The organism is Pedobacter vanadiisoli (genome assembly GCF_042684385.1).
GTDB classification, from domain to species: domain Bacteria; phylum Bacteroidota; class Bacteroidia; order Sphingobacteriales; family Sphingobacteriaceae; genus Pedobacter; species Pedobacter vanadiisoli.
This window is the reverse complement of the sequence record NZ_JBHULL010000005.1, coordinates 41,072-65,382: the sequence shown is the minus strand read 5'-3', so window position 1 is coordinate 65,382 and position 24,311 is coordinate 41,072. Positions and strand designations below refer to the sequence as shown.

Below are 24,311 nucleotides of genomic sequence, written 5' to 3'. Positions count from 1 at the left end.
TCATGTTTTAATATATTTAAGGCTTATTGCCATGCTAATCAACAATAAATCGTGTTCACGCTCAAGGTAAAGTTCTTCTGCCTCATCTCTCGAAATTTCAGAAAATTGAATTACATCGCCAGGTTTGAGCTGTGCACATAAAGGCAAATCTACTGCTGCAACATGAGCAATACGCGGGTAGCCGCCCGTTGTCTGACAGTCGGCCAAGAGTATAACCAAATCGCCACTCCCCGTTACCTGAATAACCCCTGGTGTTACTGCTGTACTGAGCAATTCTTTTTTAACCTTCCTTACCAATGGCTTTCCGGATAAATGATAGCCCATACGGTTACTCTTTAAATCAATGGTATAGGTATTGGTTAAAAACGAAATGATGGATGGCGCGTCGAACCAACTGATTTCATTGGCCAGAACAACCCTAAGCTCTTGCCTTTTCACCGTTAATAAACTTTCGCGCGAAATACGCCAGTTTGGATAAGTCAACGACCGTTCGATCAACTGATTCAATATTCGATTTGATACTTCGCTAAGCAAGTCGCCACTAACCAAAATATCTCCTTTTTGTAATGCCCTTCCCTTAAAACCTCCAAAAGCGGCAGTAAGATAGGTACTTTTACTTTCCATTACCTCAGGTACATCCCATCCACCGGCAATAGCCAAATAGGTACGCATCCCCACGGGGTTATTAATCAATGTTATAACAGAGCCTGCCAAAAATAACAAGGGCTTTTCTGCGGGCATTACGTCATTATTGTAAAGCAAAAAAGCACCATCGCCAGAATAAGAAATCAAAATTGTTGTTTCTGCTTTAAATGATGCATCGGCATAGGTAAATTCGATAGTAGCATCATGATCATCGTTTCCAATGGCTTTATTGGCTAAACGGTGAGCCAGCTCATCCATGGCCCCAGAAACAGGTACAGCTTGCGAAAGATACCTATACCGCCCCATATCCTGAACGGTACTTAACAAACCCGGTTTAATGATGCTGATTTTCATACTCATATTTCAACATGGCATTAAACTCTTTTATATCAATGGCTTTAAAAGTAACCCTATCGCCTCCCTTTAAAAGCGACGGCTGCGAACGGTTTACATCAAACATTTTTAACGGTGTTCTTCCAATAATCTGCCATCCACCCGGTGTTTCCATGGGATAGATACCGGTTTGGTTGCCTGCAATACCGACCGATCCGGCAGGGATTTTAGCATTGGGAATCTCCTTTCTGGGAGTTGATAATCTGGCATCCATTCCACCCATATAGGCAAAACCTGGTACAAATCCGATCATAAAAACGGTATATTGTCCGGCCGTATGCATATCCATTACCTCAGCTTCGCTAAGGTTACACGTTCTGGCTACTGTTAAAAGATCGCGGCCTAAATCGCCTCCGTAACATACCGGAATAATCACTTCATTTGCTGTTACTTTAGATTTTTCTCTTTTAACCTGTGCAATCTTATGTACATAAGCCGATACCTTTTCGAAACAACCTTCGCCAGGAAGATCGGATAGCATAACACTTAATGGATCAAAAAAAACAGTCAGCGTAGTGTAGGCCGGAACGGTGGTTATTAAACCAGCAAAAGGATCTTGCAACAGCAATTGATTAAAATCGGTAATCAGGTCAAGCAAATCGTTTTCAATCGCTGTTCCGAATGTTATTGTAATTGATTTTTCACTTAACCCGTAAATTTTTATGGGAATGTTCATTCCAAAAGACCCTACCTGCTCATTCATACAAAAACGGTAAGATTTAATAATAAGTGATCATCATAGGGCGTACATAACAACTAAACCATTGCTATAAAAATGACTATATAATCCTGAAATCGCAAAGATTTCGATAATAGGTCATACAATACTATTTTATCAGCCACAAATTACTAAATTACTGATTAATATCAGTCTATTTTTTTGCCTCTTCAGGGCCTTTTATTAATTTCGATAACTCATCCCGCTCCTCAGCTTCTAATTCGATCATGCCGTTGAACATTTCAAAAATTTCATCGCGCAGGTTAGAGTGCATTAAAAGATCGATCAAGCGCACAAAAGTTTTCTTCTGATCGGTATTTAAATTACTAAATAATTTAGGTTCCACTTCATATAATACCTTAATTAAATCAACCAACACGGGTTTTCTTAATTCTTTTTCTCTTTCCGTAGCATAAACCGGAAATATCTCATCCTCTTCATAAGTTTCAATCAGGCGGTTAGCATATTCTTTTAAAAAAGGCTTACGTTTACTTTTAAGATATTCTGTTAAGGCTTTAATTAGAAAACGGTACTCTGCCGAAGATTTAGCGGCACCAAATATGGCCACCTGTCCTTCATTTTCGAAACTCTTAAAATCGAAGTCACGGAAAAAATCACTATCGATATAAACGCTGTGGAAATAATCGTCGCTCTTTTTATTTAAAGTGGTGTAATCTTTATAAATTTCTTCCCCACCGGCCAAAAAATAGTATTTAGACAGTTCTTTGTGCAGGTTCTCTTTCCAGTGAACATATTTAATCTTAAAAGTAACAGCGGTATCGGGATAAAAAAGACTAAATTCTTCTATGGTTTTAACATTGCTGCTAAAATCTAATGCTACTCCATTTACAATAATCGAGTAATTTTTGTGTTTGTTTAATTCTATAAACCAGCAGAATTCGTTTATCAAAAAGGGAATTACTGTTTCTTCTATATCTTGTTGGCTGATCTTTAAATTAGTAAAAGAAACACTTGTTCCGGTTTCACCGGTATTGCTCGGAACAGTGGAAAAATCGTAGCTATAACTGTTTAATCCACCCGTATTAATGTATATTTCGCCATGACGGAAGCGTTTTTCTGATTGGTAAGTGGTATGCCAAACCGCATCGTGTGCAAAGGTAAAAAAGGTAAGCCGCCCCACCCCATTACGGCCGTGCATTTTAGAGGTATGCTTTGGCGTAACGATCTGAATGGATTTTTCGGATTCGAAAAACGGATCGAATTTTTGTTGTAGACGGTCGAAATTAATTCCATAACCATTATCAGCAATAGTTAACTGCGCTAAAAGGCCAAGTGGGTTAGTCACATAATCTACACGAACCGTATTGGCATTGGCATCAAACCCGTTCCAAATATACTCAGCTATAGCCTGTTTTTCATTGTAATTTTTAAGTACCTTTTGTATTCCTTTCGAAGTGATATTAACTTTTACTGACATGATTACTAAATTAATTAGCAAATATATCATTATATTTTAATCATTTAGGATGTTACTTATACTGAGTTATACACACAAAATAAATTAGCCAGTTTTTAGTGCGCTAAAAGAGTATTTATACACCTCTATGAAAAATGCCTGCGAAGTTTTTCTTCTTCAAGATCGAGCAGCTCTAGCTGTTCTCTGATCAATTCATCATTAATCTGCTCTTTTTTATTTAATCCTTTCAGTAAAATACGCTGTTCGGCCATAATATCTTCAAGTGCGACGCGATAGTCGTGATAAAAGCCTTCAGACCTTGAAATATTCTCTTCTTTTTCCCAATCTCTCAATAATTCCATTTCTGCTTCAAGACGGATTTTTATCGACCTGATCATATCGTTATGCAATAAAGCTTCGTGGTATTTTTCATCCAGGATTTTAAGCGATAGCATAGATAATTTCTTTCTTACCATTTGTTTTTGCTGTTCGAAAGAAACAGTATAATCGGGATCAGGCATGTCTACCCATTTTATTAAAGCAGGTAATGTCAGGCCTTGTAAAACCAAAGTAACCAATATCACACTGAAAGTGATAAACAGGATTAAGTTATGCTGAGGAAAAGCTTCACCTGATTTTAAAGCTATCGGAATAGAAAGCGCTGCAGCTAAAGAAACCACTCCCCTCATTCCCGCCCAGCCGAAAAGTAAAGGAGCTTTCAAATTTGGATTGGGGTCGGCAGTAGTGATAAAACGGCTAATGAAACGCGTAAAATACAGCGCACCATAGGTGCTCGCGAACCTTGTTACGATTAAAACAAAGCAAATGATAGCACTGTAACGGATGGCTGGCCAAAGACCGTCAGTACCCAAACCACGAATAATTACTGGAAATTCTAAGCCAATTAACAAAAAAACAAAGCCATTTAGTACAAAAGCTACGGCTTCCCAAACATTTATACCCTGCAAGCGGCTTCGATGGGTAAGAATTTGGTCTCTTCGGGCAGAAAGAAACAGACCACCACTTACTACAGCCAAAACACCGGAAAACCCAAATTCCTCTGCGGTGATGTACATTACATAAGGCGTTAAAAAAGTAAGAATAATATCAATATTTGTAGTGGTGGGCAACCATCGGTGCAAAGCATAAAAAACTAGAGCTACCGCTATCCCTATTAAAATACCCATTACAATAACCAGCACAAAATTGCCGGCAGCCTTACTAAATACAAAACTTCCCGTCATTACTGCAGCTAATGCAAAGCGGAAGACCACTAAACTGGATGCATCGTTTAGTAAACTTTCGCCTTCTATAATTGTGGTAAGCCTTTTGGGCACTTTAACACTTTTAAGTATAGCTGATGCCGATACCGCATCTGGTGGAGAAATAATACCACCTAGCAGAAAACCAAGCGCCCATGTAAAGCCTGGAATTAAACTTCGGGAGATTAAAGCAACAATACTAGAAGTAAGAATAACAATTGGAAAAGCAAAACTGCTGATCACTCTGCGCCACTTCCAGAAGTCTTTCCAGGAAGTATTCCATGCAGCTTCGTATAACAATGGCGGTAAAAAGATTACAAAAATGAGTTCTGGTTCAATCTCAATATTGCGGAGTATAGGCAAAAAACTTAATGCTAAACCCGCAATTACCAACAAAATAGGATATGCCACACGGATTTTCTGTGCCAGCATTACTACAAACAGAATAATTGCAAGCAAGAAAGCGTATTGTATAATCAGTTGGTGCATATAATTTCGGGCTTGATCTAAAATACAAATTTGAAGCGAATGCCAAGTCATGAAGATTGCATTCTTTTTTCATATAAAATTTGGATTTTCTATTATAAAACTATAATTTCTACTTTGTAATAAGTCATCCCAGCTTTTTTACATTGGTTAATTAATGAAGACCATTTTTATTCTTATCGCCTTCGTATTAGAAGGTGGCCTTTGCGTAGCTCAACCCTTAATTCAGGTAGAAAAACAAAGTTTTGTTAACGTTGGTAAAGCAGGATATTTTTGGCAGGACACGCTCAAAACAACGTCTTTTGAAAAGGTAGAACAATTTAAGGCAGACCGTTTTTCGAAAGGTAAATCAGCAATTTTTAATGGCGGATCAAGTGGAAAAGTGTGGTGGATGAAATTCCGTTTTACAAAGAACAATCAAACCACGCCCTATCTTTTTATCGATTACGCCAATATCGACACCATCAACGTATTTTACCGTGATGAAAACGGAAAGATAAACCAGATTAACGCTGGTATGTTTAACCTGAAAGAGAATGATAACATTCTGGGTACCGGTTTTGTATTTCCTTTAAGGCAAGTAAAAACACCTATTGGCGAAGTGTATATAAGGCTGAGGGCAATGAACACTTTACTTGTACCCGTAAAGCTTGTTACCGAATCGGTATTAAACCACGGTTTATTTAAAGCGAATAGCGTGCAGCCTATTTATATAGGAATTGCATTGATGATTGTTATTTTCCATGTTTTTATGTTTGCTGTTACCCGGAGTAAACTCTTCGCACTTTATATAGCGCGGATCATTTTGCTTTATTTCATCGTAATGGTATGTTACCTTCAGGGCTATGGATTATTGCTCGGCCTGCCAATAGCCAGGTTTATTCTGGTGCATGCCCATTTTTTTATTGCAGTGGGTTACCTTTCAACGATTTTGTTTAACAGTTATTTTTTAAAGCTTAAGCGTCAACTTCCTCAACTCAATAAATTCTTCAAGGCTTTAATGGTTGGATGGGGGTTAATCCTGATCTGCTCTTTATGGGACGCCAGAATCCTCACGAATATACTCACCCACGTTTTATTTTTATTAACCTCATTGCTTTTTCTGTTTAGCAGTGTTAAAGTGATTATCGTTCGCGGATATGCCAAAAACAATCCCCTCATCTGGTGTTACGTACTGGGATGGATTCCGGTAGCCATTGCTTCCATTTACCTTGTTTTTTGTTTATCGAGGGTTATTCCTTTTCAGTCATATAGTTATAGCTTACTCTCTTTAGCAGGAATAATTGAAGGCATACTCATCAGCCTTGGCCTTTACGGGCAACGGCTGAGGTTGCTAACGAGGCATAACGCACATTTTCGGAGACAACGTATCCTGCTTCAAGAACAGGTAGAGGGTTATCGTAAACAACTTGATGCAAAAAAAGAAAAAGTAAGTGAACCGATTTCTTTAAAAGCACTGATCGAACTTGCACGCGCCGGAGACCCATCATTTATGAAGAAGTTTTGTGAAGCTGAACCGGTTTTTATCGAAAAACTTCGTCAAATCTCACCTCAATTGCTACCTGCAGAATTAATGCTTTGCGCTTACATCAGGTTAAATTTTGACACTAAAGAAATTGCCAGGGCCTGTAAGCTCAGTGTACGTGCCGTAGAAAGCAGAAAATATAGAATCCGCAAGAAACTTGGAATAGACAGCGAAACAAATGTGCATACCTGGATGTCGGCGATCGCTAAAACGTCCTAAATAATATACAAAAGAAGTCACTGATTTTTTTGAGCGATAAGTTAACAAATAAATTGCATAAACAACACAACAGGCTTTATTACAAACACTTGTGAATTCATGCGTAGAAATGCGTATTATCAAAATCAACCTGCCGCACCCTCTTTGCATATAAGCATTAGAGTGCAAGCGGTGCGATACCGTTATTTAAACAAACAAGCTTAATGCTTTTGTCTGATTTGTACTTACATTTTAGCCATGTCGACAGAAACGGTCTTTTCCGGGATGATTTGTTACACGCCTGACGGCATGGCTTATTTAAAATGATAATTGATCAAAAATGATATATAATGAAACGAACAACAATCACATTTTATTTCCTGCCTTAAATCCAAACATTTAAAGCTGAGCCATTACTACCCGGACAAAACTTTGATAGACCGTAGTACGCTATTCTTTGTCCCCAATTATTTAAAGAAAATATTTAAAAATAAAATGCTGTGTCGCAGGAGGTCTAGACAATGGGCGATATACCCTTCTGCACAACAGCATTCGCAAAACCAAGCATGAAAACGAATAACACCCCTGCTATAATTATTGGCAGCATACAAGAATTTTATAACGGTAGAGAACCCGAGGAAATTTATACTGCATTAGAAATTGATAAGAATTGCTTTGACGGCTGGATTAGAGATTTTGGCGACATCGCTAATGAACTTTTAAAGCTCAAAGATGAAAATGAAACACTGAGAACGATGTTTACCAATTTAAGCCTGGTAAATCATAGCCTACGCAACTCCCTCGACAGCCTCACCAGAAAAGATGCGAATGTACTTGATCTGTTGTTAAAAAAACGAAGTAAAGCTAACCTTAGCTATCCTTAATTGCTAATAAAAAATGTTCTCACTATCCCAACCAAAAATATTAATTATCGAAGATCACCCTGCAACGCTTGATGCCATAAAGATGATCTTCGAATTTGAAGGCTATATTACGATGAATCTTTCCGATGCGATAGATTTACATGCCAAAATTGCTGCCTTCCAACCTGATATTATTTTAATCGATACTTTGCTTGGCATGACTGATGGAAGGGCGATATGTACAGAGTTAAAGTTATCTGTGCATGGATCCATTCCTATTTTACTCATGTCGGCACGCAATGGCATTAATAATAGCGTTTATTACAGAACACATTGGGATGATTATATAGCAAAACCCTTTGCAATGGATGCCATTACCCAAAAGGTTCGGATGCTTTTATCAAAAAAGGCCCAACAAGATTGATAATTTTTGCTCAACCAAAAAGATCGCTGCTTAGGTAGCGATCACCCCGATCGCAGGCGATAAAAACAATGGTTCCCTTATCCAATTCGCCGGCGAGTTTCAGAGCAGCAGCGCAGGCACCGCCAGAGCTCATGCCGGCAAATAAACCTTCTTCTTTAGCCAATCTTCTCGACATTAAGGTTGAATCTTCCTGTGCAATATCAATGATCCGGTCTACCCGTAACGGATCAAATATTTTTGGCAGGTACTCTTCAGGCCAGCGCCTGATACCTGGAATGGACGAACCTTCTGTAGGCTGGCAGCCTACAATCTGAATATTGTTATTTTTTTCCTTGAAAAATCTCGAACAGCCCATAATGGTCCCTGTTGTTCCCATAGCACTTACAAAATGGGTAATCTGCCCATCCGTATCTCTCCATATTTCCGGGCCGGTTGTTTTATAATGGGCCATGTAATTATCCGGATTAGCAAATTGATTTAACAAAAAATACCCTTTTGAAGTGCCTTTTTCTTCTGCATAATCGCGGCATTCCTCTATACTTTCCAGCAAGGTAACCTTTGCACCAAAAGCTTCCATCGTTACTTTACGTTCGCGCGTTGAGTTGGCTGGCATAACCAGTTCGATTTCCAGATTAAATAAACCTGCAATCATGGCCAATGCAATTCCGGTGTTACCACTTGTTGCTTCCACCAATTTGGTTCCCGGAGTTATTTCACCACGCTCTATTGCACTTCGGATCATGTTGAGCGATGCTCTATCTTTAACACTGCCGCCCGGGTTGTTTCCCTCTAATTTGGCAAATATCCGCACAGCTGGATTAATATTCAGCTTTTGAAGTTCAGCCATTGGTGTATTCCCGATCAGATCTATTATCCCTGCCATATTTTAATGTATTTAATTCGTTTCCTTGTGGTTTCTAATGTTAATTACTGGCGAATGGTAAGCTGTTGAAAAAGCTGGTATACTTTCGGTAAGCCACACGTTACCACCAACAATACTATCATGTCCAATAACGGTTTCGCCACCCAATATCGTCGCACCAGAGTAAATCACAACCCGGTCTTCTACCGTTGGATGGCGTTTGCTGCCGGCTAGTGTTTTCTTAACACTCAATGCACCTAGTGTTACCCCCTGGTATAATTTTACATAACGTCCAATTGTGCTGGTTTCGCCGATAACAATCCCGGTTCCATGGTCTATATAGAAGTATTCCCCAATACTGGCTGCCGGATGGATATCAATGCCAGTTTTAGAATGGGCATATTCGGTAAGTATTCTCGGGATAAGCGGTATTCCGAAATTATACAGCATGTGAGCAATCCTGTAAAAACAGATAGCATAAAAACCTGGATAAGTCCTGATTACTTCATACCTGCTCTGTGCCGCCGGATCGCCTTCATAAATGGCTACGATATCGGTGTTTAAGACCCGGTATAGTTCGGGTAGCTTTTCAAAAAACTGACCAGCAGCATTTTTACATTCGTTATTCTTAAGTTTGCAACTGGCTGATATAATATCATAAAGCTCAAGCTCCAAAAAAGCTATATATTCCTTTACTTCTGCAATTGTTAAAAATACCCTAGGGGAATTTTCCTGAAAAAGTACCTGAATTAACTTTTCGGCCCAAAGCGATACCGTTTCATTGGATGGAATATTTGGTTGTTCAAGAGGATTCCTGATAATTTGTTCAAAAAAATGGTCTTCCATAACTGGTGGTCATACCTGCCCGATCTGCTCATCGACTAGGTATATAGATTTAATCGCTAAATGTAAGTTTTGTTTTTTTAAACCGAAACAACCAGTGCAATTTTATTGATAAATATTGCCTAACGATAACAATAAAATATTGATGAATATCCTCTTAAAAAGAATTACAGATAATATTAAGCTTCAGCACGCAGCATTGAAATACGTCGGCGATTACGCTTATTTATTTTTGGGCCAGCCGGCTATTGGTTTAGCCGAAAAGCTTTTTTGTGGAGGATTCCCGGCGTCCAGAAAAACGGATATGGCCTGTTTGCTATTGGCTTTGAGTTTTACTTCGAATCCTACAATAGAAGTTCCAGGATTCTTAGCATCATAAGAGGTACCCGGATCAGTTGACCAGGTTTTTAGTTTAACTTCACTTTCAGCATCTACCGAGAGGTAACATTTTTTATTTTTATAACTTAACTCGATAGTATGCCTGTCAATAATTTGTGCCGTTGCAGGTGTAACCATCGACCACCGGAGTGTAACATCCGTATCTCCTACCGTTATTTCATCCCGGATTAGTACCATAGTCTGATCAACCAGGGCTACCCCCCGAATTGATTTTTTTAATTTATCGGTATATAAGGTGCTAAGATCGGCAACAGCATTCATAAACCGGTTATCATCAGAACTACTGACAAAAGTGGCATTTCCCTTAACATTCTGCAAAGTACTGTCAATTGAAAGGGTATTGTGTGCAAGATTATTATAACGGAATATTTTCCAGCGCTGTGAATTTTGTTTACTGTCCCAAAGGTTAATACCCTTTGATTCGAGCGATTCGTAATCCTGCATCCCAAAATCCATTGCCCATCGTACACCTTGCGATTCCATGATGAAAGACCCTGCATCCATATGGCCATGACTAACTGATGGCGAACCACCTTTAAAGCCTACAAAAGTAGCCAGGGGATCGGTCCACGAACTTCTCATTAAAGCAACCGGATTTGGACCATTTCCGATCCAAAATTTAGCATTTTCAGGCTGAATGTTACTTAGTGATAGTTTTGCCCCCCAAATCATTGCCGATGGCAATAACCTATTCTTTAATCGCATTTGCTCATCAAGTTGTTTCTGGGTTATCCAGAGTAAATGAGGATCGTTCAATTTTGATGCAAACCAAAAAAGCGCAGGATTAAAATCAGCATTGGTCCCACAGTCAGAATAGTTAAATGGCTTGCCCGAAGGCGCCATCATATTATCCAGATAATCAGCTGTTTTAAGAAAACCAGGCTGGGCACTTAAACCGAAATCCTGATGAAAAATTCCTTCCAACGCACTAATAAACATCACATTAAAAGTGGTACCATACTCCCAGTACCCATAACCCTCGGGGTATGCGCCGTCAGGGGCGTATTGTTTCATCGGTAAGGTTACACTTTTTATTGCCCGGTTAACAATTTTGGCAGACAAGCCCGTGTGTTCTTCAAAAGTAGCTATTGCCCCAAATGAAATCCCTGTATTGCATACCTGATTCCAATTGTTGGTAACATTTAACCAGTTATTGTATTTGTTATCGGTTGAAGGCTGAATTCCCTTTTCGAGAATGGCAAGGGCAACTGTATTTCGGGTTGATTGGGCTAAATCCTGATATAACCAATCGTAACCTATTGACAAAGCCATTGTCATTTCACCCACATCAAGAAAATGACTGGGGTTCCAGTCTTTAAAGCCAGATACGGCAAGCATTTCTTTTTCTGCCCTGGCAGCATATTTTTTATCATGGCTGAACCTAAAAGCATAAGAGAGGTAATAAATCCTTTTAAGTGCTTCTCTTGATACATCCAGTAAACGTTTACCGATCATCACCCGTTCCAATACAGGTTTGTTTAAAACATCATCTGCTCCTGATAGTATGGCTTGATGGATCTGTTTAAACTTTGCATCGCGCTTTATGTTTTCCGAGATCTGTTCTTCAAGGTCATGGCTTATCAATAACCGGGGATGCGGAGGCATCTTAAAAGTTGAATCAATTTCCTTGTTTTGCCCAACTGCAAGCGTTGAGCAAAACAAGGTTATACTGGTACATATAATAGTGACAAGTTGATTTTTTTTAATAAGCCGTATCATCCTTATCAAGTTTAAGTACTGGGAACTATTTTTTCTGTTCAGACAAGAAAGAAACCAATGAAGCCAGCTCTTCGTAAGACAATGAATTGGCCAAGCCTTCAGGCATCATAGAGTTTTCCATTTCTTTACGTGATAAAATATCGCCTGTTTTAATGGTAAAAACTTCACCGGCAATATTGCGCATAACTATTTTAGCTGCAGTTTCTTCGGTAATAAAGCCCATATAAGTCCGATCGCCCTTTGCGGTAATCATTACAGTGGCAAAGCCCTGAGATATAGAGGCACTAGGTTTTAAAATCGATTCAGCAATTTGTTCGCGGTTCATGATCGAACCAATTTGCCCCATAAACGGCCCCTTCATTTTTTCTGTTTTGCTTAAGCTGTGGCAGGCAATACAACCCTGGTTATTAAAGATATTTCTTCCCTTTAATGGATCGCCCTGTAATTTATTGATGGCCAAAAGCACATCTTCTATTGACGATTTACCAACCTGTCCTTTTTTGTTTTTAATTTTCTCCAAATCAATTTTAGGCTCTTCGGCTGTGGCAGTTTTTTCTTCTTCGGCAAATTCGGGAATATCCATCCTTTGACGGGAATTTAAATCCACGTAAAATTGTTTTCCCTGTGCCCCGGCTTTTGCAGCCTCCTCTTTCAGAAATTTCTCAATAACAGGAGAACCTTCCCATGAAACAGCCTTGAAATACGGACCATGAGAATCAGGCCGTGTACCCCACCACCATGAAGCATCATAGGCGATTTCTTTTTTATACAAACGCCCTAAGGTAACCAGGATCTGTTGCTTCAATTTCTCATCTGTTGATTGTTTGTAATTGGCAATTAAACCATTAACCACTTTTTCGTCATGCATGTAACGCAACGCCCAAAGTGCAAGAGTTGAATTTTCAGTTTTAAGGGCAGCGAGTAGCGCATCAACAGCATTAAGCTCAACTAAAGCGCGTACTGCAAGGTGCGGCAAAATAATGGCTGAATTTGGTGTGGCATGGGGTCCTTCTGTACCTTTTGCAGGCGCTACAAATGAAGCCGGAACTTTGGTTTGTAAAAGTGCATTGGCAACTTCCGGCCTGCCTAAACGGTTTAAACCAATAATCGAAGCGGCATGAACACGCGGTGAAGCATCTTTTAGCCCCTCTAAAAATGGTTCAACAGGTACCTTATCAATGTAGGTTTTACGGTCGGCAAGTGCTTTTAAAGCAAACTCTTTTAATGCACTATCTTTCGTAAATCCGATTAAAGTTTCAATACCGTTTTCTTTGGTCAGCTGTGCATAAGTATACAGGCCAGCAACACGCACATCCAGTGCTAAACTTTGGTCGGCAGCAGTTTTTAAAGCGGCTTCGATTGCCTGTTTATTATTCCGCGAAACCAGTTCCTGCGAAGCATTTAAACGCGCCACTGCACTGTTTGACTTTAACAGTTCTGTTAACTTTTTAATGGAAAGTTTCTTAACATCCGGAAAAGCTTTATAAGTCCAGTTGTTAGGTACAGCGCGAACGATATAACCTTTATCTGGGCTTCCTGAATAACCTGCACCATCCCAGGCCGAAAGATAAAGCCTTCCTGATCCATCTACATCCAGATCGGTAATCTGTGCAAGTTTGATAAACTCTTCGTCTTTTTGCGTAAAAGTTGGCCCATCGGTTGTAACCCTGTGGATATAAAGCATACTTCTGCCCCAATCGGCCATCATGGGTACGTGGTTATATTTTTCAGGCCAGTTCGGCTCATCCATAAATAAGGCGCCTGTTCCCGATCCGCCACCTAAATCTGCCAGTGCCGGAATAATTTCGTCAGTAAAATTCTGGAATAAAACTGGGTAACCATATTCTCCAGATTGGATATGATGCGAAAAGCGAACGTTCCATCCCCCGCCATCGTTGGTATTTTCCCTGGTAAAAACATTCATATACGGATCAATGGCTACATCGTATACATTACGTGTGCCATGGGTAAAAACCTCCATCTCTGTTCCATCGGGGCGTACACGCAAAATACCACCACCCAACATGGTAAGTTTTTTACCTGAGCGATCTACTGCATCGTGAAAACCAAAATCTCCAACAGAGATGTAAATCCACCCGTCGATCCCCATCCTGATACCATTGGTGGCATGGTCGGTACCGCGCTCGCGGATATATTTTGCATTACTAATGTGTTCAATAAGTGGTTTTTCAGGACCATCGGCTTTTCCATCGCCATCTTTATCTTCGAAAACAACTAAATTCATGCCTGTGGCCTGCTTAGTTTCTTTTGAAAAAGTAGTATGTAATACAAATACCTGGCTTCCCTGTACAATGATACCACGGGGATTATCCACCTCAGCAAAATCGATATGTTCATCCATTTTACCATCATTGTCTTTATCAATGAGTTTAAGAATATGGCCTTTGCCCGGCTCTTTACCCAGCGAGCCGATCATATCAACACCTACATACACCTCACCTGTAGGGGCAACTGCCAGACAAGCGGGGCTGGGTGTAACATCGGGACCTGCAAAGTTGGTTATGGTTAATTCTGATGGTGGTACAGGCTGTACCTTTGGTTCGTAAAAAAAGCTTTTTATTCCAAAAAAGAACAAAGCGAAAGAAATTAAGCTAAGAGAAAATTTGATCATTTGTGTGTTATTGTTTCTTGGTTGGTTGTGTCGGTAAACTTACAAAAAAATATAACTCTCCCAATGCCACAATTTTATGATGTTCTACCCAATTATTATCCAATTACTCCCCATTTTCATCAAATTCAAACAGACTACATGTTTTTAATCTGTCAATAGCATTACAATTCTCAATTTCAAATTAATTTTCGCTTAATTTTAAAGTAAAACCGCTTTATATACGTCTTCCAAACTAAAGCCCGATTTAAATTCAGCTTAGAACTGAAATGTAAACATTTCAACACTGCAATCTTAAGTTATCAAGCTCTCAACCAATTAAAAAACAGATAAATGAACATAAAACATCATACAAAAGAGATAATTAAGCCATTTTATCACATTCTGGTAATTTATTTCTATAAAAAATTGATTCTAAGGAGATATTTTATTATATTTACTAAATCCAACATTCAATAAATCAGTACGTTATGAAAAATATTTTTTATTTCTTCCTGACTGCCCTGATCTCCTCCATTGCGTTGTTACTGACCAGGGATTCATTTGATCCTGAATTGGTTTACAGCACCGTGGTGTTAATATGGATTCTGTACATTTGGTACCATGTTTATGCTGCTGATAAGAGGAACTACAGTGAGTAGTCTTTAACCAATTAAAGTTTAAAATCTCTGCTTAAAATAGCTGGGGACGGAAATCTGGTGGGTTTAAAAGTCTACGATCGATTAGCCCTTTGGTAGTTTCAATTAGCAATATTCAGTTAACCAATTTCGACGATTGACTAGTTAGCAATTTCAATTAGCACTTCACAGTTAAGAAGCAGTTCTGGCATTTCCTTTATAATGGCGCAACAGCTAACGATAATAAACTTCAATCTATTCTCTATGACCATTAATAAATTAAGGGGTTAAGTTTTGTTTTTTTATGAATTTACTAATGAACAAATGACTAGTGAACCAATAAGCCAGTATCTGGTAACATAAACTTAACCTATAATACATTTCTTCGAGAAGCAGATCTTTTTATCTTTAGCCGCATGTACTGGTACGAAGAAGAAGTTAAACAATTGGAAAGACGGCACCGCTTAGACAGGGAGCATCCGGGCGTTATTTTTTATGGCAGCTCATCTATCCGTTTATGGCACACTCTCGAAGATGATTTTGATTACATGAAGGTAACTAACTTAGGCTTTGGTGGCGCTACATTAGCAGCATGCGTATGGTTTTTTGAGCGGATTATGATTAACTACAGGCCCAAGGCACTTGTGATGTATGCGGGCGATAATGACCTGGGAGATGGAAGAAACCCTGAAGAAATATTTATCTTTTTCCAGCAGTTGATGGTTAAGGTTAACCAGCAATTTGGCGCATTACCATGCTATTTTATTTCTTTAAAACCCAGCCTTAGCCGTTGGCAGATGGCAGATCAGTTCAGGTATACCAATAACCTGATCGAAAGCGAAATTATTAAACTCGACAGCAATTGGAAATTTATTGATGTATTTAAAAAAATGCTCGATAAAGAAGGCAAACCAAATCCTGCACTTTACGATCATGACGGATTACACCTGAGCGAAGAAGGTTATCGTTTATGGGCAAATACTGTTAAAGAGAAACTTGGTTAATCATTACGCTTAATTAATATTTCGATAACATACATGCCTTAATTTTCGCCCAAAGAATCGAAACCGATGAACAGGGAATATCATAAATGGTTCAGTCATAATCTTCAACGGGACATGGAACTCCTGGTTTTTGGTCATGCCGGAAGAGCAGTTATCTTTTTTCCGACCAGAATGGCCAGATTTTACGATTACGAAAACTGGGGAATTATTGCTTCATTAAGTGCACCGATTGAAAACGGCGAACTTCAGGTTTTCTGTGTTGATAGTATAGATGGGGAGAGTTTTTATAATGATGAGGTATTTCCATCAGCAAGAATAGACCGGCACTTACAATATGAAAAATATCTGCTTGAGGAGGTATTATCGCTTATCTATGAGAAAAACCATGGCGATTACATAGAAACTGCCGGCTGTAGTATGGGCGCTTACCATGCTATAAACCTGGCCATGAAATACCCCTGGTTGTTTAAAAAGGCCGTAGGTATTAGTGGAAGGTATGATCTTACCGATAATATAGGCGATTTTAGAGATCTGCTTAACGGATATCGTAGCGATGAGGTTTATTTTAATATGCCCGCGCAATATATTGCAAATTTAAATGACGACCGATTGCTATCGGCAGTCAGGAACATGGAGATTATTTTAGCGGTAGGTGAAACCGACCCATTTTTAAGCGGAAACCAGCACCTGAGCAACTTACTGTGGCAGAAAGGTATTCCCAACCAGTTTCATACCTGGGAAAGTAACGCACACCGTCCTCATTATTGGCGCAAAATGGCCCCTATATACATCTAATTACAATAATCACTTTATTTAAGTGCCTCATCTTACTTTACCATCAAATTAAAATAATGGTATTTACAGGCTTTTCCGTTTGCTTCAGCGATACTGGGTATCCGGCAGCTATTTTTCTACTTAGCCATTAGAGTAGATATTTTAAATTCCCTGAATACTACCTGCAATTGTATTAAGTTTGAAATAATCGCATGAAGTGCAAAACTGACTGCCCGAACATTTTATATTAACACTGATTGAACAAGAAAACATTAAGTTTGCACATAAACAGATTAAAAACTAAAACATGAAACAAGGATTATTAATAGATATGGATGGGGTGATTTATAGTGGAGAGGCACTTATATCAGGAGCAGACAAATTCATTAAAAAACTAATCGATGAGGCTATCCCTTTTGCATTCATGACCAATAACAGTCAAAGAACCCCATTAGAGGTTGTCAGGAAATTAAAGGGGCTGGGAATAAAGGTTGAAGAAAGCCACGTATATACCAGTGCCATGGCCACCGCTAAATTTCTTTCAGACCAAAGTCCAAAAGGTACCGCTTATGTACTTGGAGAAGGTGGTTTATTGAGCAGTTTACATGATCATGGTATTACGCTGGTAAATACAGATCCGGAATTTGTGGTATTGGGAGAAGGCAGAAATTTTACGCTCGAAATGGTTCAAAGGGCAGTTGACATGATTCTTGCGGGAGCAAAATTTATTACTACCAACCGAGATCCCTCGCCTAAAAAACCGGGCTGGAACAACCTGGGCATTGCAGCCACCACAGCCATGATCGAAGAAGCAACCGGCAGAAAAGCATTTGTTACCGGTAAACCAAGTCCGGTGATGATGCGTTCGGCACGTAAATTTTTAGGATTGGAAACCAGCGAAACAACCGTTATTGGCGATACCATGGAAACCGATATTCAAGGAGGTGTTCAAATGGGCTATAAAACTATTTTAGTGCTTTCGGGCATATCAAGCAAGGATACTTTAGGCCATTATGCCTTTAAGCCCGATATGATTGCAAGTTCCGTTGATGAAATTAAATTTCCGTTGACCTGGTGGGAAGATAAGTAGCTATGGGTTTTCGGCCCTGGGATTTTCAAATTTAAAAGCGTTGTTTGATGACATTGAAAAAAGTTAAATTAAGATTGCGTAGAAACATCCATCGCTACGCAATCATTAATTAACCAAATAAATGCACTTACCAAGGTAAATATCAGATAACCGATCTGATACATAGTAAATATGATAATTCAGGAACTAATCCAAAACCTGTAACTACCATGTTTTTTTTTGCATTTAAATCTTAAATCAAATCCAGGTTTACACTTCCTTAGCTAATTTTTTCATTTACGAGGAAGTACGGTTTGATCTCTTATAAAAACAAGTTTTTTCTACCACTTACAAAAAAGAAGCAAGCAGCCTTTCATTCAGGCTACATTTTAGCATCCATTAATTTTGCTGATTTTGCTTTTGGAGCTACCAATTTCATTTTAATTACAAAGGCCTTTTCGAGTTGAAAATTTTTTGGCAGTGTCAGATCATAATAAGTATTTTTATCCAGATCCAATCCGATGTCTGATTGTTTTACTTCCAAACTTTTACCCGTAATTAAAAGTGCAGCCGTACCCGGAACCTGTGAGGCATTTTTAGGTACTGCAATACGTATAATGCTATTTACCGGCCTGTTAAATACAGTTAAGTATAAATTATCTTCCTTTTGTGTAAAATACCCCAATTTTGATGGTGGTAATGTGGCATGCCTTACTCCATAAACAGCTTCTGCATTCTGTTTCGTCCATTCGCCGATCTCTTTGGCAATTTTATCTTCTTCAGGATGCATGTTGCCATTGCCGTCAGGACCAAAATTTATCACAAAATTACCGTTCATTGATACCGAATGCATCAGCATATTTAATAAATCATCGGTGGTTTTGGTATAGATTCCCGACCAATCTTTCATATAACCCCAGCCATTTGGCGGAATAGTCATTACTGCATCCCAATCATTACCGTTTAGCCATTCGAACTCAGCGGGCAGTTTACGCTCCCAGCCCTGTTCATAATCGCCCAGGATATTCCCATTTGAATCGAAATGACGAGATCCATGCTCATCATTACGAAAACGCGACCCGATAATTAAACCCGGGTGTTTCTCACGGAGTTCTTTCTCCAGGTTGTAAGTAAATTCATAGGCACTTTTCCATGAAGCATCCCAGGTACCATCAAACCAAAAGCCTTTAATTTTAGGATAATTGTGCAGCTGTTCCAATAGCTGGTTACGGGTATATTGGAGAAATTTATCGAATTTTGCTTTTTCTTCGTCCGTCTTGGGCACTCTGCTCATGTAGTTTGGATTATTCCACTCCAGGATGGAAAAATACAGGTACACATCAATACCTTCGGCAGTATAAGCATCTACAATCTGCTTTACGATATCTTTTTTATAAGGAGATGCCGAAATGTTATAATCAGAATATTTTGTAGGCCAAAGGGCAAAACCATCATGGTGTTTAGTGGTAAAAATAACGTACCTGGCTCCCATCTCTTTTGCCTGTTTAGCCCAGCGTTTTGCATCGAAATTTTTCGGATTAAACTGTTTATAAAGATTGTCGTAGGTATTTGTCCAATTTTTAGGTGCCGTTGGTCCGCTCCATGAACGGATCCACTCAGAAGCAGCAGCACCTCCCCTTGCACTTACTCCATTCCATTCATTACCAGCGATAGAATAGATCCCCCAATGGATAAACTGGCCTAAACCATAACTACGGAAAGCCTGCATATCTGCATCGGTACGATGAGGAGGTGTTAAGCTACCATATTTTACTTCAACTTCTTTTGCCGGTTGTTTTTTAGGCCCCGTCCACTGTGCATCTGCCTGGCTTACAACAGTTGTGATCGTAATTGCAAGCCATATATATTTTAGTTTATTTTTCATATTCAAATTTTGCGTGTTAGTCTTTATAATTCAGTGGCTTCCTTCGTTTTACAGGAATTTCTGGATGCAACAATATTTTCGAAGGATCGTAGTAATACAGTCCGGCTTTACTGTACAGTGCCAGGTGCCCGGTTAAATTGGTACTGAACGTTTTAAAATCTTTCTTTTTCTGAGGTACCCAGGCCGCTTCGGCAAGGGCCGCAATTCTCGGAAAAAGCAGAAAATCCAGTCTACGGTCATTATCTACTGTCTCGGTCCACAGATTAGCCTGAATGCCTAAAATAAGTGATTTCTGTTCGTTATTTTTGGCGTATGAGTATGCATCGAAAGCGTAAACCTGCTCAATGGGATTGTATAATTTATTCCATTTACGGCCATATTGATGCGTACTATCCTGAACAAAATCGAAATAAAGTGGCAGGCGTGGGCATAAAACAGTACTGTAGCCTTTGCTTAATGCTGTATGCAATTGTTCAGGCTTTTCCTGTCGCCACCAGAACATAATGGTTTTATCTTTTGGGAGATCGGCATCGGCCATTTCATCCCATAAAATGGCTTTTGCATGGAGCTGATATAGTGAATCGGCCATGCGTTTTATAAAATAATGTTCTACCGCAGCATTGTCTTTCAGGTTTTCTTGCTGACGGAGTTTTAATATATCCGGGTTGGTATTCCACTTTTCATTGCCAAAACTCACTTCATCTCCCCCAAGGTGGATGATTGCGGAAGGAAAAAGGATATTGGTTTCTTTTAAAATATTGGTAAGGTAAGTGTATGTTTTCTCTAAACCAGGGTTAAAAGTAAATTCAGGGTGACCCGCCGATCCGCCGCCCGAATATTCTGGATAGGCTTTATTGGCTGCAGTAGCATGTCCGGGCATGTCAATTTCCGGAATAACCTCGATATAACGCTCTGCAGCATATGCAATAATTTCTTTAATATCAGCTTGCGTATAAAACCGCGCAGGTAAATCAGGATTAAGGTAATCGCCAATGCCTCCAATAAGGGCCAGGTTGGGGTATTGCTTAATTTCTAAGCGCCAGCCAGGCTCATCGGTTAAATGCCAGTGAAAAATGTTGAGTTTATAAAAGGCCATCCAGTTTAAAATGGACTTTACCTTTTCTTTACCAAAAAAATGCCTCGATTCATCCAGCATAAAACCACGCCAACTATAAGCTGGAGCATCGCTTATTTCGGCAGCCGCGATCTGATTGTTTTTACTGGTGAGGGCAAGTTGCAGCACTGAAATGAGGCCATAAAAAATTCCCTGTGGATCATTTGCCGAAACGATGACCTGGCCTGGTTTAATACTGACCTGGTAGGCATTCGATTCGTTTTTTTTTCTTGCAGGTTTTAACACCAGCAAAATATTGGCTGAGCCTTCTTTTTGTTGAATGGTAATACCTTTCTGGCTCAACAGTTCATGCTGGAAGTAATAGGCAACAGTTTTTAATTGAGCGTTGTTATAACCAATGGTAACCTTGCTGTTCAGGGTGAAAAAGCCCTTCCCGGCAACAAAACTTGCAGGCATAGGAATAATAGCTGCCTGCTGTTGTGCCTGCGCAGAAATATAAATAAACAGTGTAAATAATGTATATAAAAACCTCATTAATTGGTTGTTATTTTTAAAACGTATATAGGGATTTGATTTCCTTTTTTAAAATCTACGGGCAGGTTTAAATTTAGTTCCTGATCGTTTGTTTTCCATTGAACTTTGCGCCTATTTCCCAATAATTCGATATTTTTAATACTTAAGTTATTTTTATTGATCTGTTTAAGTGTTACTTCTCCTGTTTGCCAGCTCCTTAAAAAAACATACACGGCTTTATCTTTTGCCGTATAATACACATCAGGCGTAATGTTTTTTGGGGTGCCATCAAAAACAGCATCTTTTGTGGTATTCTTACTTTCTTCTATCGATATATTTTCTTTGGCAGCAGTCATATTTTCTTTAACCACAAACCATGGTTGACTTTCGTAAATGGCTTCATGATTAACATCCATCCACTTACCCACAGCCTTGAGTCTTTCGGTAGCCCAATCAGGAAAACTTCCGTCACCTTTGGGACCAACGTTTAATAAAAGGTTGCCTCCATTGGCAACCACTTCTACCAGGTGCCTCACTAATACTTCCGGCGATTTCCAAAGGCTATCGTGACGGTTATAGCCCCAGTTCTGCCCAATGGTCAGGCATGATTCCCAGGCTTTTTTTGATGAGGGTGTTAAGGATTGTTCTGAAATGGAAAAATCGCCATATCCATTTCCAATCCTATTGTTTACCAAACAGTTGGGTTGTAATTTATTAACCAAAGCTTTAAGTTCTGCACTTTCTTTTTTACTGATGAGTTCGGGAGTATCGAACCACAATACACCAATCGGGCCGTAATGGGTTAATAATTCTGTAACCTGTGGCTTAACCTTTCTTTCGAAATAGCGGTTAAAAACCTTTGCATCTTCATTGGGGTAATCCCAGGTATTACTCCTGCCTGCCTTTACGGGCCAATTGGTGGGTACATCCGGATCTTGCCAATCTCTGCCCAGGGAGTAATAAAGGCAAAGGGTAATTTTATATTTTTTGCAGGCTTTAGCGAGTTCTGCTATCGGATCAGGTTTAAAAGGAGTTTTTTTTACGATATTATAATCACTACTGGCTGAATTGTACATGGCAAATCCATCGTGATGTTTGGCTGTAAAAACGATATACTTCATACCTGTTTCTTTGGCTTGCTTTACCCATCTATCGGCGTCAAAATTAACAGGGTTAAACTGGGTGGCAATGGTTCCATATTCCTGCACTGGAATACGTTCATACAGCATAAAATGCTCACCGCCCTTTACTTTATGACCTTTCCAGTCGCCTGCAGTCTGGGCATACAATCCCCAATGTAAAAACATGCCGAACTTTTCGTTCTTAAACTGTTCCAATGCACTATTTTGTACAGTTTGCCCAAACAATACTTGGGCAAACTGTACAAATAACAGACTAAAAAAAAGCGCTTTTCTCATTTTCTATCCGGTTTTGAAACATTTATCAAAAAGTCTGTTTTAAATATACTCATTAAAGGGCAATCACTTTTATAGAAGATGCCTTATCGTTAAAGGTAGAAAGATATGAACTCGAAGAAGTTAATTCGATGCTGCTTCCGGTAAAGTTATCACCATCATACAGAATTACTTTCACTCCCAAACCTACATTAACGGATGAAACGTCGTTATTACTGATGCCACGACTGATCAGATCGGCAGTTGTATACTGTCCTACCGGTAAAGATACTCCATAACCGCCATAACTTGCATTCTGGCAAAATTTAGCAGAACCGTTTGCACCAATCTGCGGTACACCATTCAAAAAGGAGAAGGTATAGGTTTGTGTAATTACATTTCCATTTTTGAGTAAAAGCTTGGCTTTTAACTCATAAGGTTCATTATTTTTATAGTAAAGCTCGCTTAACGGAATGCTTCCGGTTATCGTATTCCCTGTTCCGGGTGTAAACCTCCAGGTAACAGCATTATAATCTTTGTTCACCCCTGTACCTTCGTTGTTCACGTTGGGATCCATATAAATCAAAATATCGCTCACATCCTTATTGCTTGTAAAACTACCCGATAAGTTAAAGACCTGGGTGCTACTATTGAAAGTGGCATTGGCATTAATCGTAGTTGTAGCACTTTCGTAAGGAATTTCTATTGGTAATGGATTTTGAAAAACCTCATTACGGTTTAAAATGGCCGCATCAACCTCGGTTAAAAAAGTAGGCTGACCTTTGCTAAAACTTACGTTTCCTGATCCCATTAAAGAAGTACCTAAGGTAGGTTCTTCAGAAGCATATTTGGCATGATCGTGTGGTAAATTTAAACCATGCCCCAGTTCGTGCAGCATTCCACCCAGATAATTAGAGTTCGGATTAGGGATTTTATCAACCGCCATATTTGCATTATCCAATGCAAAGCAATTTTTACCCAAGCCATAAAATGGCTGACCTCCTCCGTCGGTTCTTTGCGGCAATAAAATGAGCATGTGTGAAGAATTCGAAAATTCTGATGCGTGAGTTGCTTTGTATGCATTTATCTCATTTAAGATTTTGCTTCCTGATATGCTCGAATCATAAGGATAATCTGCCTGCGGTCCTGCGGCAGGAATCTCTATAAATTTAATGAGGTTAGTAGAATCTTCCTTCGCTAAGCCTAAATATTTGTCGTACCCGTACCTGAGCATTTCGGTATGGAACCAGTTTTGAAAATGTGTAAATAATGCCGTTAATCTTGTTTTGTAATCAGGAAGTGCCGGGTTATCGGTAGGCACAAACATCACGATGTTTAAGTTTTTGGTATTGGTTACAAAGCTTGGAGTGGTTGTAGAACTTAATTTCGATTTGGTCAATGTTGCATAATTAGTTTCTGGTTCTGCAACCTGCGCTTTTTTACAGCTACTCATTAAAAGCCCACTCGAAATTGTACAAAGCAAGGCCATGCAAAGTTGTTTTTTGTTTTTCATTGTTAATAATGGTTTAAGTTTTATGGTTAGTTGATTATTAGTTTAGCGATTTGATTGGTTCATTTGTCATTGGTTTATTAGTTC

The 24,311-nt window shown here is 39.2% G+C and carries 19 protein-coding genes; 7 read left to right on the top strand and 12 right to left on the bottom strand.

Translation table 11 applies throughout. From position 1 onward, the window contains the following. The 4 genes from ACFSR6_RS04140 to ACFSR6_RS04125 all read right to left on the bottom strand — a co-directional run bounded on the left by ACFSR6_RS04140 (position 1) and on the right by ACFSR6_RS04125 (position 4,924). Entirely contained in the window at positions 1-999 is a 999-nt protein-coding gene (locus ACFSR6_RS04140; RefSeq protein WP_379075338.1) for a 5-oxoprolinase subunit C family protein, read from the bottom strand. After that, positions 980-1,741 (bottom strand): 5-oxoprolinase subunit PxpB, encoded by a 762-nt coding sequence (gene pxpB / locus ACFSR6_RS04135; protein WP_379075336.1) that lies wholly within the window; start codon positions 1,739-1,741, stop codon positions 980-982. The genes ACFSR6_RS04140 and pxpB overlap by 20 nt, the downstream gene beginning before the upstream one ends. Positions 1,742-1,910: 169 nt before the next feature. Then, the gene (locus ACFSR6_RS04130) at positions 1,911-3,194 is read right to left on the bottom strand and encodes an ATP-binding protein (RefSeq protein ID WP_379075333.1); all 1,284 of its coding nucleotides are present in this window, start codon (positions 3,192-3,194) and stop codon (positions 1,911-1,913) included. A 125-nt stretch (positions 3,195-3,319) separates the two neighbouring features. Continuing rightward, positions 3,320-4,924, bottom strand: coding sequence for a Na+/H+ antiporter (locus tag ACFSR6_RS04125; RefSeq protein WP_379075330.1), 1,605 nt, complete (start codon positions 4,922-4,924; stop codon positions 3,320-3,322). 154 nt (positions 4,925-5,078) lie between these two features. Here ACFSR6_RS04125 and ACFSR6_RS04120 point away from each other — a divergent pair, with 154 nt between their 5' ends. From ACFSR6_RS04120 to ACFSR6_RS04110, 3 genes are all read left to right on the top strand, one after another. Then, a complete protein-coding gene (locus ACFSR6_RS04120; RefSeq protein WP_379075327.1) occupies positions 5,079-6,665 on the top strand; it encodes a 7TM-DISM domain-containing protein in 1,587 nt (528 codons plus the stop codon). A gap of 545 nt (positions 6,666-7,210) precedes the next feature. Further along, positions 7,211-7,528 carry a hypothetical protein gene (locus ACFSR6_RS04115; RefSeq protein ID WP_379075325.1) on the top strand — a complete coding sequence of 106 codons (318 nt, stop codon included), beginning with the start codon at positions 7,211-7,213 and terminating at the stop codon, positions 7,526-7,528. A gap of 13 nt (positions 7,529-7,541) precedes the next feature. After that, the gene (locus ACFSR6_RS04110; protein ID WP_379075322.1) at positions 7,542-7,931 is read left to right on the top strand and encodes a response regulator transcription factor; all 390 of its coding nucleotides are present in this window, start codon (positions 7,542-7,544) and stop codon (positions 7,929-7,931) included. Positions 7,932-7,941: 10 nt separating this feature from the next. Here ACFSR6_RS04110 and cysM read toward each other — a convergent pair whose 3' ends face one another. From cysM to ACFSR6_RS04090, 4 genes are all read right to left on the bottom strand, one after another. Further along, positions 7,942-8,814 (bottom strand): cysteine synthase CysM, encoded by an 873-nt coding sequence (gene cysM, locus ACFSR6_RS04105; RefSeq protein ID WP_379075319.1) that lies wholly within the window; start codon positions 8,812-8,814, stop codon positions 7,942-7,944. A 12-nt stretch (positions 8,815-8,826) separates the two neighbouring features. Further along, positions 8,827-9,639 carry a serine O-acetyltransferase EpsC gene (gene epsC, locus ACFSR6_RS04100; RefSeq protein WP_379075316.1) on the bottom strand — a complete coding sequence of 271 codons (813 nt, stop codon included), beginning with the start codon at positions 9,637-9,639 and terminating at the stop codon, positions 8,827-8,829. A gap of 219 nt (positions 9,640-9,858) precedes the next feature. Beyond that, positions 9,859-11,640 (bottom strand): heparinase II/III domain-containing protein, encoded by a 1,782-nt coding sequence (locus ACFSR6_RS04095; protein WP_379075314.1) that lies wholly within the window; start codon positions 11,638-11,640, stop codon positions 9,859-9,861. A gap of 139 nt (positions 11,641-11,779) precedes the next feature. Beyond that, a complete protein-coding gene (locus ACFSR6_RS04090) occupies positions 11,780-14,386 on the bottom strand; it encodes a DUF7133 domain-containing protein (RefSeq protein ID WP_379075311.1) in 2,607 nt (868 codons plus the stop codon). Between the two features lie 467 nt (positions 14,387-14,853). On the opposite strand from ACFSR6_RS04090, the gene ACFSR6_RS04085 reads away from it, so the two are divergent. The 4 genes from ACFSR6_RS04085 (at position 14,854) to ACFSR6_RS04070 (ending at position 17,868) form a co-directional block, all read left to right on the top strand. Then, entirely contained in the window at positions 14,854-15,024 is a 171-nt protein-coding gene (locus ACFSR6_RS04085; protein ID WP_379075308.1) for a hypothetical protein, read from the top strand. A 392-nt stretch (positions 15,025-15,416) separates the two neighbouring features. Beyond that, a complete protein-coding gene (locus tag ACFSR6_RS04080; RefSeq protein WP_379075306.1) occupies positions 15,417-16,004 on the top strand; it encodes a GDSL-type esterase/lipase family protein in 588 nt (195 codons plus the stop codon). A gap of 114 nt (positions 16,005-16,118) precedes the next feature. Further along, the gene (locus ACFSR6_RS04075) at positions 16,119-16,799 is read left to right on the top strand and encodes an esterase family protein (protein WP_379075303.1); all 681 of its coding nucleotides are present in this window, start codon (positions 16,119-16,121) and stop codon (positions 16,797-16,799) included. Between the two features lie 286 nt (positions 16,800-17,085). Then, complete coding sequence (locus tag ACFSR6_RS04070; protein WP_379075300.1) at positions 17,086-17,868, top strand: HAD-IIA family hydrolase; 783 nt, start codon at positions 17,086-17,088, stop codon at positions 17,866-17,868. Between the two features lie 361 nt (positions 17,869-18,229). On the opposite strand, the gene ACFSR6_RS04065 is transcribed toward ACFSR6_RS04070, so the two are convergent. Genes ACFSR6_RS04065 through ACFSR6_RS04050 form a run of 4 tightly spaced genes read right to left on the bottom strand, consistent with a single transcriptional unit; the run spans position 18,230 to position 24,227 of the window. Continuing rightward, positions 18,230-19,732: an alpha-L-fucosidase gene (locus tag ACFSR6_RS04065; protein ID WP_379075297.1), complete on the bottom strand. Its 1,503-nt coding sequence runs from the start codon at positions 19,730-19,732 to the stop codon at positions 18,230-18,232. Positions 19,733-19,748: 16 nt separating this feature from the next. Then, positions 19,749-21,341, bottom strand: coding sequence for a beta-N-acetylhexosaminidase (locus tag ACFSR6_RS04060; RefSeq protein WP_379075295.1), 1,593 nt, complete (start codon positions 21,339-21,341; stop codon positions 19,749-19,751). Continuing rightward, complete coding sequence (locus tag ACFSR6_RS04055; protein ID WP_379075293.1) at positions 21,341-22,738, bottom strand: alpha-L-fucosidase; 1,398 nt, start codon at positions 22,736-22,738, stop codon at positions 21,341-21,343. Before ACFSR6_RS04055 ends, ACFSR6_RS04060 begins: the two co-directional genes overlap by 1 nt. 52 nt (positions 22,739-22,790) lie before the next feature. Then, a complete protein-coding gene (locus tag ACFSR6_RS04050; RefSeq protein ID WP_379075290.1) occupies positions 22,791-24,227 on the bottom strand; it encodes a zinc metalloprotease in 1,437 nt (478 codons plus the stop codon). Between the last annotated feature and the right edge of the window lie 84 nt (positions 24,228-24,311).